Origin of the sequence: Phenylobacterium sp. LjRoot219, from assembly GCF_964252995.1 — a bacterium.
In the GTDB taxonomy this organism is placed as follows: domain Bacteria; phylum Pseudomonadota; class Alphaproteobacteria; order Caulobacterales; family Caulobacteraceae; genus Phenylobacterium.
The window spans coordinates 2,819,165-2,833,030 of record NZ_CAXUQI020000001.1 but is presented as its reverse complement, the minus strand read 5'-3'; the positions used below and the strand labels follow the sequence as shown (position 1 = coordinate 2,833,030).

Genomic DNA, 13,866 nt, shown 5'->3' with positions numbered 1-13,866 from the left:
ACCGGCGCAGGCTCGACTAGCGTGACGTCGAGCTTCGAAAACGAGACGGCGGGAGGTGACTATGGTTGCGGTGATGAAGGGCTTCCGGATCCTGGAAGTGGCCCAGTTCACCTTTGTGCCGGCGGCCGGCGGGATTCTCGCCGACTGGGGCGCCGACGTCATCAAGGTCGAGCACCCGGTGCGCGGCGACACCCAGCGCGGCTTTCTCAACATGGGCGGCGTCGCCTGCGACCCCGACCGCCATCCGCTGATCGAGCATCCCAACCGCGGCAAGCGCAGCGTCGGCATCGACGTTTCGACGCCGGAGGGCCAGGCGCTGCTCTACGAGATGGCCAAGACCGCCGACGTCTTCCTGACCAACTACCTTCCGCAGCACCGCCAGAAGAACAAGTTCGACGTCGAGCACATCCGCGCCGCCAACCCCAATATCATCTACGCCCGCGGCAGCGCCTACGGCGACAAGGGGCCGGAGCGCGAGGTCGGCGGCTTTGACGGCACCGCCTTCTGGTCGCGCAGCGGTGTCGGCTACGCGATGAGCCCGCCGGAGCTGGACGGCCCGCTCGGCCCCGGCATGCCGGCCTTCGGCGACTCGATCGGCGCGATGAACATCGCCGGCGGCATCTCCGCGGCCCTGCTGCATCGCGAGCGCACCGGCGAGGCGATCGAGGTCGACGTCTCCCTGCTGTCGAGCGCCTGGTGGGCGTCCGGCGCCAACCTCGCCCAGGGCATGGAGACCGGGGTCCTGGTGCGCAACACCATGCCGACCTCCGGCGGCTCGGCGAAGAACCCGCTGATGGGCAATTTCCGGACCTCGGACAACGGCTGGATCAACCTGTGCATGCCGAGCCCGACCGGCCTGATCGCCGACGCCTTCGTGCACTTCGGCCTGCCCGAGGCGGCGACCGACCCACGGTTCGAGACCGTCCACAAGCTGATCGAGAACTCGCAGGCCGCCAGCGACCTGATCGCCGAGGCCATCGGCAAGCAGACCTTCGAATACTGGCGCCACCACCTGAAGACGCTGAAGGGGCAGTGGGCGCCGATCCAGAGCCTGCTAGACCTGACCACCGACGAGCAGGCGCTGGCCAACGACATGATCGTCGAGGTCGAGGGCAGCGACGGCCGCCCGTTCAAGGTCGTCCGTGGGCCGGTGCAGTTCAACCACGAGCCGGTCAAGACCACCCGCGCGCCGCAGGCTTCGGAGCACACCGAGACCTTCCTGATGGAGATGGGACTGGAGTGGGAGCAGATCGAGGGGCTGAAGGCGGCGGGCGCGATCGCCTGAGCGGCCAACCCGTCTAGTCCAGCCGGCTCCACTCCGAGAACGCCGCGGCCTGGCCGTGGCGCGCGCCGGCCGGATCGAGCAGGTTCCAGACCGTGGCCTGCTCGATGCGGAACCGTCGGCCGGTCCGCGACACCCGGATGCCGGCGTAGTCGGCGATGAAGCCGTGCCGGGCGACCTCGTCGAGCAGCCGCGCGCGTTCGGTGCGGTCGGGGGCCTCGGCCGAGAGCCGCGACGGCATGGCCAGCAACTGCTCCGCCGTGACCTCGAACAGCGCCAGCGCCGCTCGATTGCCGTAGAAGAACACCGGATCGGGCTCGGTCCCGTGCGCCAGCACGACGAAGGGCGCGGCCCAGAGCGCGTCCGCGCGGCCCTCAGGCAGCAGCGGACGGCCGGTGAGGCGCTGGAAGCTCTGCATGATCAGTTCCAGGCGCGTGCCCGCGCTGGCGCTCAGGCGGCGCTCCGCGGCGGCGTCGGCGGCGTGCTCGTGCGTCCCGGCCATGACCGGCGGATACAGCAAGCCGCCGCCTTCGTCTCCCGACGCTAATCGATCTCCTTGAAGCCGTAGTCGGGCACGCCCTGCTCATTGCCGTAGTATTTGTACGGCAGGAACTTGCCAGACATGGTGATCCGCACCCGGTCGCCCTTGGGGTTCGGCTCGCGCTCGAAATCGAACTCGAAGTCGATCGCCGACATGATGCCGTCGCCGAACTCCTCCTCGATCAGCGCCTTCCAGGCCGGGCCGTTGACCATCACCATCTCGTAGAAGCGGTAGATCAGCGGATCGGTCGGCGGCATCGGCGTGCCGGTCCCGCGATAGGGGACCTCGTTGAGCATGGCGGCCTCGGCCTCCGAGAGGCCGAACAGCTCGGCCGCGCGGCGCGCCAGCGGCTTCACCAGCTTCATCTGCCCGAGCAGGGCGCCGACCAGCAGCACCGGCGACATGCCGCCGATCTCGGCGCAGATGTAGCGCCAGCTCCAGCCGCGCTCGCGCTTGATGTCGAGGATCTTCTCGGTGAGGTCGGCGCGCTTCATGAACTCTCCTGGCGTTACCACTCGCCCGTCGGACGGGCGGGTCGAAGCCTAGGAGAGCCGCCGGCGCCGCGGCCAAGCCGCACGCGTCAGGCGTGGTCGGCGAAGCTGCGGCGCCTGAAGCTGAGGCGCCGCATGCGCGCGGCGCTCAACCGATGGGCGTTCAGTCGCGCGCCAGCGCCACGTCCGGCATCTCGACGTCGATCGCCAGGGTCGAGACGTGGCGGCCGCGCTCGAGCTTGACCATGACCTTGTCGCGGTCGATCGGGATGTGCCGGGCGATCACCTCCATGATCTCCTGCTGGAGCACGGCGGCGAGGTCGGCGCGGCCGTCCAGCGCCCGCTCGTGCGCCAGCAGCACCTGCAGCCGATCGCGCGCCACGGGCGCGGTGGTGCGGTTGCGGTTGAACAGGCTGAGCAGGTTCATGCCGCGACCCTGCGGCCGAACAGCCGGCTGATCAGGCCGCCGCGCCTGGGGGCCTCTTCCTCGCGAACGTCCTCGCCCATCAGTCGGCGCACCGCCGTGGCGTAGGCCCGCGCCGCCGGCGCGGCCGGGTTGTGCAGGGTCACCGGCGAACCGAGGTTCGAGGCGGTCAGCACGTCCGGGCTTTCCGGCACCACGCCGAGCAGCGGGATGGCCAGGATCTCCAGCACGTCCTCGACCTTCATCATCTCGCCGCGGGCGGCGCGCGCGACGTCGTAGCGGGTGAGCAGCAGGTGCTTTTCCATCGGCTCGCCGGCCTCGGCGCGGACGGTCTTGGAATCCAGCATGCCGATGATCCGGTCGCTGTCGCGCACCGACGAGACCTCAGGGTTGGTCACCACCACCGCCACGTCGGCGTGGCGCATGGCTAGCGTCGCGCCCTTCTCGATGCCGGCCGGGCTGTCGCAGACGATCCAGTCGAACCGCTGGCGCAGTTCGCCGATCACCCGTTCGACGCCCTCGTCGGTCAGCGCGTCCTTGTCGCGGGTCTGCGAGGCGGGCAGCAGGTGCAGGGTTTCCAGCCGCTTGTCGCGGATCAGCGCCTGCGGCAGCTTGGCGTCGCCCTGGATGACGTTGACCAAGTCGAACACCACCCGACGCTCGGCGCCTAGGATCAGGTCGAGATTCCGCAGACCGACGTCGAAATCGACTAGCACCACGTTCTGGCCCGCCTGGGCCAGCGCAGCGCCCAGGGCTGCGGAGGACGTGGTCTTGCCCACGCCTCCCTTGCCAGACGTAACGACCATCACTTTGGACATGTGTCAGACTCCCCTCGTCTGAGGATTTTGGAAATTCAATCGAGCGCCGACAGGCGCAGCGCGCCGCGGTCCGAGCGGATCTGTACGCTGCGGCCATGCAGGCTGGCGCCCCAGTGTTCGGCGGTGCGGTAGAGGCGGTCGACGCCGACCATCTCGGCTTCCATCCGGGCGCAGAAGATCCGCGCGTCGACGCCGGGACGCAGGCCGGCGATCGCCCGGCCGCGCAGCGCGCCGTAGATGTGGATCGAGCCGCCGGCGATCACCTCCGCGCCGGAGGCCACCGCGCCGATCACCGTCACGTCGCCGGCCTCGAAGAAGACCGACTGGCCGGAGCGCACCGGACCCTCGATGACCAGCGAGGTCGGGGCCTGCTTGGCGCTCGGCGAGGCGCGCAACTCGGCGACTTCGCGTCCGTGCAACTGGGTCGGCATCCGCGCCCAGTGGGTGCCGTCGAGCAGGCCGGGGCGGGCGCCCTCTAGGCCGATCACCCGCAGCCCGCGACTCTCCAGGCCATCGAGCATGATCAGCACCGCCTCGCGCCCCTCGGCCCCGGCGAGCGTCAGGTCGACCACCACGGCGCGGTCGGTGAACAGGCCCTGGGCGTTGCGCAGGTGCTCGTCGAGGGCGGAGAACCAGATCGCCAGCGGCGGCTCGGGGGTCAGCGCCAGCGCCATGAAGCTGCGGCCGCGCACCTGGATCCCGGGCGGGGAAGGGGTCTCGGCCTGCTGCGGCATGGGCGCCTGATCCTCGAGCGTTCGGCCGCGCGCCGGCGCTCTCGCGCGCGCCAGGGACGCCGCAAGCCGGCTGCGGTCGGGTTGTCTGCATGAGGCCGGCGCACCCGCTCGCGAATCGGCGCGCGCCCCGGCCCTTGAGCCTCTGTGTCTCGGCGAACCTGGGCTAAATCAGGGCCATACCCCCGCTTGGGTTGCTGGATCTGTGGATCAGGCCGTGGGATCGTCACTTTTTCGGCGCACCGTCACCCTTGATGTCGCCGGGAGCGACAGCGATCCCGGGGAGCAGCGGCGGATGTTTTACGGCGAGCCCGACATGCCTCTGCGCCGCTATGCGGCCGGTCGCAGCAGAGCCCAGGTTCGCTTCTGCTGTTCCGCCTGCGGCAGCGGGCACGACGTCCTCACCAGCGAGGTGATCTGGCTGCTCAAGGCGCTGCAGCAGGGCGACGAGCAGACCTCCCTGGCCGACAGCGCCCGGCTCATGGACCAGGCCTGCGTCCGCTGCGGCGGCCTGCGCTGGGAAGCCTGGCCGGCGCCGGCCAACTGAGGAACCACGAAAGAAAGCGCTCCGCCGCGGGTGCTTAGCTCTCCGTCATGGCCCGGCTTGTCCGGGCCACCCAGCCCAAGGCGCCAGCCGCAGCTATTGCGGAACGATGTTGGGATGGGTCGCCCGGACAAGCCGGGCGATGACGGACTGGAAGAGCGTTGCCCCGGCCGTTTCGTGTTTTTCGTGTCTTTCGTGGTTCAATCCCCGTCGCCGGAGACGTCGCGTGCTCAATCCTTCGTCTGATCTGCAGCGCCTATTCGACGCACCGGTCCGACCGGGCCGGCTGGTATGGATCGGTTTGCGCACCCGCCGCCGTGGCGCGGTGCGCGAGGTGGTGCAGGCCGAGCTGTCCACCGAAAGCGGCCTGGTCGGCGACCGCTACGACGGCAAGACCGGCCGGCGTCAGGTGACCCTGGTGGCGCAGGAGGATCTCGCGGCGATCGCCAGCTTTCTCGGGCGCGCGACGATCGCGCCGGCCCTGTTGCGGCGCAACCTGGTGACCGCGGGAATCAATCTGCTGGCGCTGAAAGCGCGGCGGGTGGCGGTGGGCGAGGCGATTCTCGAGATTACCGACGATTGCCATCCCTGTTCGCGGATGGAGGAGGCGCTGGGCCTCGGCGGCTACAACGCTTTGCGCGGGCGCGGCGGGCTCACCGCGCGCGTGATCACAGGCGGAGAGATCCGCCTGGGCGATCCGATCGTGCGGCTGGGCGCGGTCGAGTGAGCGCTGCTGTATCCCCGCGCCAATCCGTTCCGTTTGCGCCGCCCCGGCCCTGGTGTAGAAGCAACGTCGTGCGGCGCGGGGGCGCGCGTTGGCTGTCTTGAGGTGAAGGTGTCCTTGCTTCGGAATTCCTGGGTGCGCCCGGTGCTTATCGCAGGCATTTGCGCGCTGGCCGCAGCGGGATGCTCCGGCGGCGGCAAGAAAAAGCCGCAGCTGGCTTACGAGGAGCGCCCGGTGGAGCTGCTCTATGCGGCGGGGGCCCAGCGGCTCGACCGCCGGCAATGGAGCCAGGCGGTCCAATACTTCCAGGAAGTCGAGCGCCAGCACCCGTATTCGGAATGGGCCCGGCGTTCGATCCTGATGCAGGCCTTCGCCCACTACGAGGGCAACGACTACGAAGAGGCGATCGGCGACGCCAACCGCTTCATCCAGCTCTATCCGGGCAACCCGTCGGCGGCCTACGCCCACTATCTGCGCTCGGTCTGCTACTTCGAGCAGATCGCCGACGTGGGGCGTGACCAGGCGGCCACCGGCCAGGCGCTCAACGCCCTGCAGGACGTCGTCCAGCGCTACCCGAACTCCGAGTACGCCGCCGACGCCCGGCTGAAGATCGACATGGTCAACGACCAGCTGGCCGGCAAGGAAATGACCGTCGGCCGCTACTACCTGCGCTCCGGCGACACGCTGGCGGCCATCGGCCGGTTCCGCAACGTCGTCGACCGCTACCAGACCACCAGCCACACGCCCGAGGCGCTCTACCGCCTGGTCGAATCCTACCTGACCATCGGTCTGGCGGGCGAAGCCCAGAAGAACGGCGCGGTGCTGGGCTACAACTACCCGGGCGACCGCTGGTACGTCGACGCCTACAAGCTGCTGACCTCGAAGGGCCTGCGCCCGGCGGTCGAGCCGAAGCAGGGCGGCAAGCGCGGCGGCGTCAGCATCCCCTTCATCCAGAAGAAGTCGACGACCATCGCCCCGCCCGCAGCGGAGCCGGCGGCGTCGACCGCGCAAGCCGGACAGCCCGCAAGCTGAGCCGGCGGCCGCGGCGGGAACGAAACGCGTTCCCCGCGGCGTTCGCGCTCTTCCAAAACCGGCTGATTCCAGGCGATCCTGCGCCTGGGGCGCTTGCGCTGAAAGCTCGTCAGCGCGGGCGAACGTCGGACTCGGGACACCAATGCTGATCGGACTGTGGATCCGCGACGTCGTGCTGATCGAGGCCTTGGACCTGTCCATCGGCCCGGGCCTGACTGCGCTCACCGGCGAAACCGGGGCCGGCAAGTCGATCATTCTCGACTCGCTGGGGCTGGCGACCGGCGCGCGCGCCGGCGCAGGCCTGGTGCGGCGCGGCGCGGCCCAGGCGGCCGCCTCGGCGGTCTTCGCGCCGGCGCCGGAGCATCCGGTCTGGGATCTCCTGGAAGAGAAGGGCCTCGCCTACGCCCGCGACGAGGATCTGGTCCTGCGCCGCACGCTCAGCGCCGACGGCCGCAGCCGCGCCTTCGTCAACGACCAGGCGACCGGGGTCGGCGTGCTGAAGGAAGTCGGCGACCTGCTGCTGGAGGTGCACGGCCAGCACGAGACCGTCGGCCTGCTCGACGCCCGCACCCACCGGCCGCTGCTCGATGCGTTCGGCGGGCTGCAACCGATGCTCGCCGGCGTGGCCGCGCGGTTCGCCGACTGGCGCGAGGCGCGGAGCCGGGTCGACGAGCTGCGCGCGCTGACCGAGCGCGCCGCCGCCGAGACCGAGGAGCTGAGCCTCCGCCTTGCGGAACTTGATCGCCTCGACCCGCGCGAGGGCGAGGAGGCGGCGCTCGCCGAAGAGCGCGCGGTGCTCGGCGCGGCGGAGAAGTCGCTGAACGACATCGCCACGGCGCGCGACGCCTTTGACGGGCTGTCGGCCAAGCTGGCTTCGGCCGCCCGCACCCTGGAGCGCGCCCGCGAGCGCGCCGTCGCCGCCGGCGCGGCGCCGGAAGCCCCGGCGGTGAAGCGGCTGGCCGAGGCTTCGGCCGCCGTCGACCGGGTGCTGATCGAGGCCCAGGAAGCCGAAGCGACCGTCGATCTCGCCGCCGACGCCTTCGAGTTCGAGCCCGACCGGCTGGAGAAGGCCGAGGAGCGGCTGTTCGAACTGCGCGGCCTCGCCCGCAAACTGAACTGCAGCGTCGAGGAGCTGCCGCTGCTGCGGGTGCGCTTCGCCGAACGGCTGCATGCGGCGGAATCCTCCGAGGACGCGCTGAAGGCCGCCGAGGCGGCGCTCAAGACCGTGCGCGACGCCTATACGGTTGAGGCTGCGGCGCTGACCGCGGCGCGGCGCGAGGCCGGCGAACGGCTGGCTCAGGCGGTCATGGCCGAGCTGGGCCCGCTGAAGCTCGACAAGGCGCGCTTCCGCGTCGGCGTCGAGCCGCTCGGCGAGGAGCGGGCCGGGGCGACCGGCCTTGACCGCGTCGCCTTCGAGGTGGCGACCAACCCGGGCGCGCCGTTCGGCGACCTGGGCGCGATCGCCTCCGGCGGCGAACTCGCCCGTTTCGCCCTGGCGCTGAAGGCGGCGCTGGCCGGCCGCGGCGGGGCCTTCCAGCCGCTGATGATCTTCGACGAAGTCGACCAGGGCGTCGGCGGGGCGGTGGCCGACGCCGTCGGCCTGCGGCTCAAGAGCCTCGCGGCCAGCGCCCAGGTGCTGGTCGTCACCCATTCGCCGCAGGTCGCCGCCCGCGCCGACGCGCACTGGCGGATCGCCAAGGCCGGGGAGGGCGAGCGCCTGCGCACCGCCGTCGAGGTGCTGTCGCCGGACGACCGCGAGGAAGAGATCGCGCGCATGCTCGCCGGCGCACAGATCACCGACGCCGCCCGCGCCGCGGCCCGGGCGCTGATCGGGGCGTAGGTTCGTTTCCTTTCCCGCGAAGCGGGAGAGGGGGACCGCCCGCCGAAGAGCGGGCGGTGGAGAGGGCAAGCCGCAAGCTCAGCCTACACGCGCCCGATCCGCGCCTCCGCCTGCAGGATGATCCCATCAGCCACGCCGGATAGATCGCGGTAGACCGCACTCGCGGCAATCCGGACGACAGCCACGCCTCGCCAGCCAGGCGTCGCGCGCCTCATCCTTGCTCCGCCTCTCGTCGTCCCAGTGCGTAGCTCCATCGATCTCCACCGCCAGCCGCGCGGCTGGGCAGTAGAAGTCGAAGATCACGGTCTGGTAGGCGAACTGGCGGCGGAAGATGGGCTTATCCGTTCCACGGCCTTTCAGTCGGGACCACAGCATGATTTCGGGCTCGGTCATCGCCTTTCGCAACGCTCGCGCGCGGTTCGAGATTCGCGTGGATGTTCGAGGCGCCATGCCGGCCGCTTGCCCTCTCCCCCACGCGCTCTTCGGCGCGCGGGCCCCCTCTCCCGCGAGCGGGAGAGGAAATGTTCCTATGTTGTTCTGAGGGAGGCAACCCCCTTCCACGGAGCGCGCAGCACAGGTTAGACCTTGCGCCATGGACGTCCGCCCCATCGATCAGCTCACCGAAGCCCAGGCCGTCGAGGAGCTGACCCAGCTCGCCGACACCATCGCGGCTCATGACATCCGCTACTATCAGGAGGACGCGCCGGCGATCTCCGACGCGGACTACGATGCGCTGAAGCAGCGCAACCTCGCGATCGAGCAGGCCTTCCCGCACCTGGTCCGCGACAACTCGCCGTCGCTGCGGGTCGGCGCGGCGCGCTCCGAGCAGTTCGCCCCGGTCGAGCATGGGACGCCCATGCTCAGCCTCGACAACGCCTTCTCCGACGAGGACGCCGCCGAGTTCGACGGCCGGGTGAAGCGCTTCCTCAAGATCGCGGGCCCGGTGGCCTACACCGCCGAGCCGAAGATCGACGGGCTTTCGGCTTCGCTGCGCTACGAAAACGGCGTGCTGGTGCGCGGCGCGACCCGCGGCGACGGCCGGGTCGGCGAGGACGTCACCGAGAACCTGCGCACCCTCGCCGAGATCCCCAAGCGGCTGAAGGGCTCCGGCTGGCCGGAGGTGATCGAGGTGCGCGGCGAGGTCTACCTCGGCCACGAGGAGTTCGCCGCGCTCAACGCCGCGGCGGAAGCCGCCGGCCAGCGCACCTACGCCAATCCGCGCAACGCCGCGGCCGGCTCGCTGCGGCAGATCGATCCGAAAATCACCGCCCAGCGGCCGCTGCGCTTCTTCGCCTACGCCTGGGGGCTGCTCAGCGCGCCGTTCGCCGAGACCCAGTGGGAGGCGCTGCAGAAGCTCGCCGCCTGGGGCTTTAAGACCACGCCGCAGAGCCGCCGCGTCGAGGGGCTGGAAGGGCTGCTCGAGGCCTACCGCGAGATGGAGGCGGTCCGCCCGCACCTCGGCTTCGACATCGACGGGGTGGTCTACAAGGTCGATCGCCTCGACTGGCAGCAGCGGCTGGGCTTCGTCTCCCGCGCGCCGCGCTGGGGGATCGCCCGCAAGTTCCCCGCCCAGCAGGCCCGCACCGTGCTCGAGGCGATCGACATCCAGGTCGGCCGCACCGGAGCGCTGACCCCGGTCGCGCGGCTGACGCCGGTGACGGTCGGCGGGGTGGTGGTGACCAACGCCACCTTGCACAACGCCGACGAGATCGCCCGCCTCGACGCCCGTGTCGGCGACACGGTGATCCTGCAGCGCGCCGGCGACGTGATCCCGCAGATCGTCAGCGTGGTGGAGGCCGAGCGCCCCGCCGACGCCGCGCCTTACGCCTTCCCGCACGAGTGTCCGTGCGAGCTGAAGACCCCGGTGGTGCGCGAGACCACGGCCTCCGGGGCCGAGACGGTGGTGCGCCGCTGTTCGGGCGAGTTCGCCTGCCCGTTCCAGAAGCTCGCCCACCTGCGCCACTTCGTGTCGCGCCGCGCCTTCGACATCGAAGGGCTGGGCGAAAAGCAGCTGACCGCCTTCGTCGAGCGCGAATGGATCCGCGAGCCGGCCGACATCTTCCGCCTGGCCCGCGACGAGGCGAAGCTGGCGGAGCTGCGGCAGACCGACGGCTACGGCGAGACCAGCGTCAAGAACCTGGTCGCCGGCATCGAGGCGCGGCGCAGCATCTCGCTCGACCGGTTCATCTTCGGCCTGGGCATGCGGCACGTGGGCGAGACCACCTCGACTGCGCTGGCGCGGCATTTCGAGACGGTCGAGGCCTTCGTCGCGGTGGCCGAGCGCGCCGCGCAGGGCCGGCCCGGCAAGACCTATCTGGCGCTGGCCAACCTCGACGGGGTGGGGCCGACGGCGCGCGACGCGATCCTCGCCTTCGCCGCGCAGCCGAAAGACCTGCTGATCCCGCCCGACGCGGCCCTGGAGGAGCGGCTGCGGCTGGCGATCCCCAAGCTCAATCGGACGGCGCGCGCGGCGCTGGCCGGGCATTTCGAAACCTGGGACGCCTTCGCGACGGCGGCGCAGCTGGCGGTCGCCCAGCGGCCCGGGGACGACTTCCTGGAGATCGCCTCGGTGGACGGCGTCGGCGAGGTCGCCGCACGGATGATCGGCGAGTTCTTCGCCGAAGAGCACAATCGCCTGAAGGTCCAGGCCCTGCTCGCCGAGTTGCAGGTGGTGCCGGCGGCGCGGCCGAAGACCGACACCGCCGTCGCCGGCAAGACGGTGGTGTTCACCGGCTCGCTTGAACGGATGACCCGCGACGAGGCCAAGGCCCAGGCCGAGCGGCTGGGGGCCAAGGTCTCCGGCTCGGTCTCGAAGAAGACCGATCTGGTGGTCGCCGGCCCCGGCGCCGGCTCGAAGCTGAAGGCCGCCGCCGACCTCGGCATCCGGGTGATGACCGAGGACGAGTGGCTGGAGCTGGTGGGCGGGTAGCTAAACCCTCGCTTTCTTCCGCCCCCGGGCAACGGGGGAGGGGGACCACGCGCTCTGCGGCGCGTGGTCCCCCTCCCCCGCTGCGCAGGGGAGGAGCGAGCTCTAGCCCAACACCGGCAGGATCCTCAGCTCCGCGGCGGTGCGGATGCCGGGCTGGGCGGCGACGACCGCGGGGGCGGCGTTGACCACCGGGTGGGCGGTGAAGCCGGGCGAGATCTTCGGATAGTCCTCCGCCGAGCAGGGGAAGGCGATCGAGATGTCGAGCGGGGTGTCGCCTTCGACCTGCACGCGCCAGCCGGTGTCGCGCAGGTCCCAGTCCTGCTCGAGGTCCTTGGTGCAGTACCAGTTGGCGCGGAAGCGCATCACCGGCTTGTCGTTGCGGTAGCCGACGACGGTGATGCGCAGGGCGCCTACCGTGCCGGGCTCCAGCACGCCGGCGGCGATCTCCACCCGGCCGCGGGTGACGCCGAATTCGCCGCTCGCCTCGAAGCGGTCGAGCGGCATGCCGAGCGCGCGCGCCGTATGGCTGAGCGACTGGCCGAAGCTTTGCCGGATATGGGCGATCTGCCGCTCGTCGAAGGCGCCGGGCTTCTTCCCGTAGCCGAGGACGTCGAAGATCATCTGCGGGGAGTCCCGCGAGGTCATGTCGGCGAACTCGTCGATCGTGTAGCTGTCGAGCCGGCGGATCAGCGTCGTCAGCGCAAACGGCAGCACCTCGGAGATGAAGCCGGGCGAGGAGCCGGTCGAGTGGATCGAGGTCCCGCCGCGGCGGCAGGCGTCCTCGACGCGGGCGCGGACCTGCGGGTCGAGGCTCTCCGGATCATGGAACTCGACCACGCTGGTGACGATGTTGGCGCCGCTCTCGAGCAGCCGGCAGACCTCGTCGAGGTTCAGGTACGCCGGCATGTAGAGGACGCAGTCCGGCTTCAGCGCGACGATGTCTTCCAGGCTGTGGGTCGCCTTCACCCCGAGTTCGCGGCCCAGGCCGGCCAGCTCGCCGGCGTCGCGGCCGACCTTGTCCTCGCTATGCACCCACAGGCCCACCAGCTCCATCTGCGGATGCTCGCCGACCGCCTTGATGGCGTGGGTCCCGATGTTGCCCGTGGCCCATTGCGCGATGCGCAGCTTGGCGGCTCCGGCTTTCGCAGCCTGGCTCATGCCCCGTCTCCCTGGTTCTACTTGGTCGCCGGAATACTGCTGCGTTGCCGCAGGGTAAGGTCAACCGGCCTCGCCCGGGCGTCGGCGGGTCGTCGCCGGGGCGATGGACGCAGCCCGAGGCAGGGGCCAAGCCAGGGCGTGCGCCGCACCGCTTCGAAGCCGGCGACGCAGCCCAGCAAGGTGATGGCGAGCAGCCCCAGCGCCTCCAGCGGAAGCGGCAGGTCCAGCGGCCGCAGCGCGTAGGCGGCGATGACGATGATCGTCTGGTGCAGCAGGTAGAAGGGGAAGACCGCCTCGCGCAGGTAAACGAGCGCCGGCCCGTCGAGCGCGCTCAGGTGGCGACGGCCGAAGCCCAGCACGGTGACGATCGTGCTCCACTGCGCCACGGCGAAGGCGGCCATCGCGGCGACCGCCGCCGGGTGCTGCTGCGGGACCGGACGCAGCGCGTCGACGCCGAGCATCGCGGTGGCGGCGGTTGCGATCAGGAGCGCCGGCCAGCGCACGCGCTCGACGCTCGCCCAGAACGAGGTCCGGAACGCCAGCAGGAAGCCGGTCAGGAACAGCGCCAGCGAGGTGGCGTGATTGTACGGGTCCCAGGTCAGGTGGTTGGTCACGCCGAAGGTCGGAAACAGCGCGAACCGCGCCGTCACCAGGTAGAGGGTCGGCACGACCAGCACGCCGGCGCCGCTGCCCAGCGCGCCGCCCAGCCGCGCCTGCAGCGCCTCCAGCAGCCGCGGCGCCCACAGCAGCGCGACGGCGATCAGCGAATAGGCCCAGATGTAGCTGATGAACCACAGGTGGTTCAGCGGCGGCGGCGACCACGTTCCGTCCAGCTGCGGGACATGCTCCAGCAGGAAGCGGGGCCAGAAGGCGAGGTAGCTCGCCGCCAGCCCGTCGTTCACGACCTGCTCAAGATAGGCCTGCGGCGGCACCAGGACGACGGCGCCGAACAGCAGCGGCAGCAGCAGGCGCCGCGAACGCTCGGACATCAGCCCGCCGACGCCTTGACCGCCGTCTCCGACCTTCCGCGTCATGTGGCGCACCGCCACGCCGGATACCAGGAACAGCAGGCCAAGCCGCCAGGGATTGCTGGCGACCATCGCCACGCCCAGCCAGTCGACTGTCCCGCGGCTGTTCAGATGCCAGGACCACGGGCCGAAATACATCGCCAGGTGATAGAGGATCAGCAGGGCGAAGGCGCCGATGCGGATCCAGTCGAGGTCGTTGCGCCGGCCGGGCGGCGTCTCGTCGGGCGCGAAGCGTCCCAGGTTCGTCTGCGCCATGCGGCCTCCCCATGCCGTTTCCGGATGACCGGCCGGCAGCTCGGGAAGCCGCACGCGCCGCGGCCGCCA

General features: G+C 70.8%; 14 protein-coding genes. 6 read left to right on the top strand and 8 right to left on the bottom strand.

Going from position 1 to position 13,866, the window contains the following annotated elements:
* The first annotated feature begins 61 nt into the window (after positions 1-61).
* Positions 62-1,285 carry a CaiB/BaiF CoA transferase family protein gene (locus tag ACSQ14_RS13880; RefSeq protein ID WP_436013715.1) on the top strand — a complete coding sequence of 408 codons (1,224 nt, stop codon included), beginning with the start codon at positions 62-64 and terminating at the stop codon, positions 1,283-1,285.
* A gap of 13 nt (positions 1,286-1,298) precedes the next feature.
* Here ACSQ14_RS13880 and ACSQ14_RS13875 read toward each other — a convergent pair whose 3' ends face one another.
* From ACSQ14_RS13875 to minC, 5 genes are all read right to left on the bottom strand, one after another.
* Positions 1,299-1,802, bottom strand: a complete 504-nt coding sequence (locus ACSQ14_RS13875; protein WP_436013713.1) for an MEKHLA domain-containing protein — start codon at positions 1,800-1,802, stop codon at positions 1,299-1,301.
* A 23-nt stretch (positions 1,803-1,825) separates the two neighbouring features.
* Positions 1,826-2,317, bottom strand: a complete 492-nt coding sequence (gene cynS / locus ACSQ14_RS13870; protein ID WP_436013711.1) for a cyanase — start codon at positions 2,315-2,317, stop codon at positions 1,826-1,828.
* Positions 2,318-2,477: 160 nt separating this feature from the next.
* Positions 2,478-2,741, bottom strand: a complete 264-nt coding sequence (gene minE, locus ACSQ14_RS13865; RefSeq protein WP_436013709.1) for a cell division topological specificity factor MinE — start codon at positions 2,739-2,741, stop codon at positions 2,478-2,480.
* On the bottom strand, positions 2,738-3,556 hold the full coding sequence (gene minD, locus ACSQ14_RS13860; protein WP_436013707.1) for a septum site-determining protein MinD: 819 nt from the start codon (positions 3,554-3,556) through the stop codon (positions 2,738-2,740). Before minD ends, minE begins: the two co-directional genes overlap by 4 nt.
* Positions 3,557-3,591: 35 nt before the next feature.
* Positions 3,592-4,290: a septum site-determining protein MinC gene (gene minC, locus ACSQ14_RS13855; RefSeq protein ID WP_436013705.1), complete on the bottom strand. Its 699-nt coding sequence runs from the start codon at positions 4,288-4,290 to the stop codon at positions 3,592-3,594.
* A 202-nt stretch (positions 4,291-4,492) separates the two neighbouring features.
* On the opposite strand from minC, the gene ACSQ14_RS13850 reads away from it, so the two are divergent.
* The 4 genes from ACSQ14_RS13850 (at position 4,493) to recN (ending at position 8,427) form a co-directional block, all read left to right on the top strand.
* Positions 4,493-4,834, top strand: a complete 342-nt coding sequence (locus ACSQ14_RS13850) for a hypothetical protein (RefSeq protein ID WP_436013703.1) — start codon at positions 4,493-4,495, stop codon at positions 4,832-4,834.
* A gap of 223 nt (positions 4,835-5,057) precedes the next feature.
* A complete protein-coding gene (locus tag ACSQ14_RS13845; RefSeq protein ID WP_436013701.1) occupies positions 5,058-5,558 on the top strand; it encodes an MOSC domain-containing protein in 501 nt (166 codons plus the stop codon).
* Positions 5,559-5,672: 114 nt separating this feature from the next.
* Positions 5,673-6,587 carry an outer membrane protein assembly factor BamD gene (locus tag ACSQ14_RS13840; RefSeq protein ID WP_436015419.1) on the top strand — a complete coding sequence of 305 codons (915 nt, stop codon included), beginning with the start codon at positions 5,673-5,675 and terminating at the stop codon, positions 6,585-6,587.
* A 142-nt stretch (positions 6,588-6,729) separates the two neighbouring features.
* Positions 6,730-8,427, top strand: a complete 1,698-nt coding sequence (gene recN, locus ACSQ14_RS13835; protein ID WP_436013699.1) for a DNA repair protein RecN — start codon at positions 6,730-6,732, stop codon at positions 8,425-8,427.
* A gap of 126 nt (positions 8,428-8,553) precedes the next feature.
* On the opposite strand, the gene ACSQ14_RS13830 is transcribed toward recN, so the two are convergent.
* A complete protein-coding gene (locus tag ACSQ14_RS13830; protein ID WP_436013697.1) occupies positions 8,554-8,877 on the bottom strand; it encodes an endonuclease domain-containing protein in 324 nt (107 codons plus the stop codon).
* Positions 8,878-9,019: 142 nt separating this feature from the next.
* Here ACSQ14_RS13830 and ligA point away from each other — a divergent pair, with 142 nt between their 5' ends.
* Entirely contained in the window at positions 9,020-11,356 is a 2,337-nt protein-coding gene (gene ligA, locus ACSQ14_RS13825) for an NAD-dependent DNA ligase LigA (RefSeq protein WP_436013695.1), read from the top strand.
* A gap of 102 nt (positions 11,357-11,458) precedes the next feature.
* On the opposite strand, the gene ACSQ14_RS13820 is transcribed toward ligA, so the two are convergent.
* On the bottom strand, positions 11,459-12,514 hold the full coding sequence (locus ACSQ14_RS13820; protein ID WP_436013693.1) for an NAD(P)H-dependent amine dehydrogenase family protein: 1,056 nt from the start codon (positions 12,512-12,514) through the stop codon (positions 11,459-11,461).
* Between the two features lie 17 nt (positions 12,515-12,531).
* Positions 12,532-13,797, bottom strand: a complete 1,266-nt coding sequence (locus ACSQ14_RS13815; protein ID WP_436013691.1) for an acyltransferase family protein — start codon at positions 13,795-13,797, stop codon at positions 12,532-12,534.
* Positions 13,798-13,866: the final 69 nt, after the last annotated feature.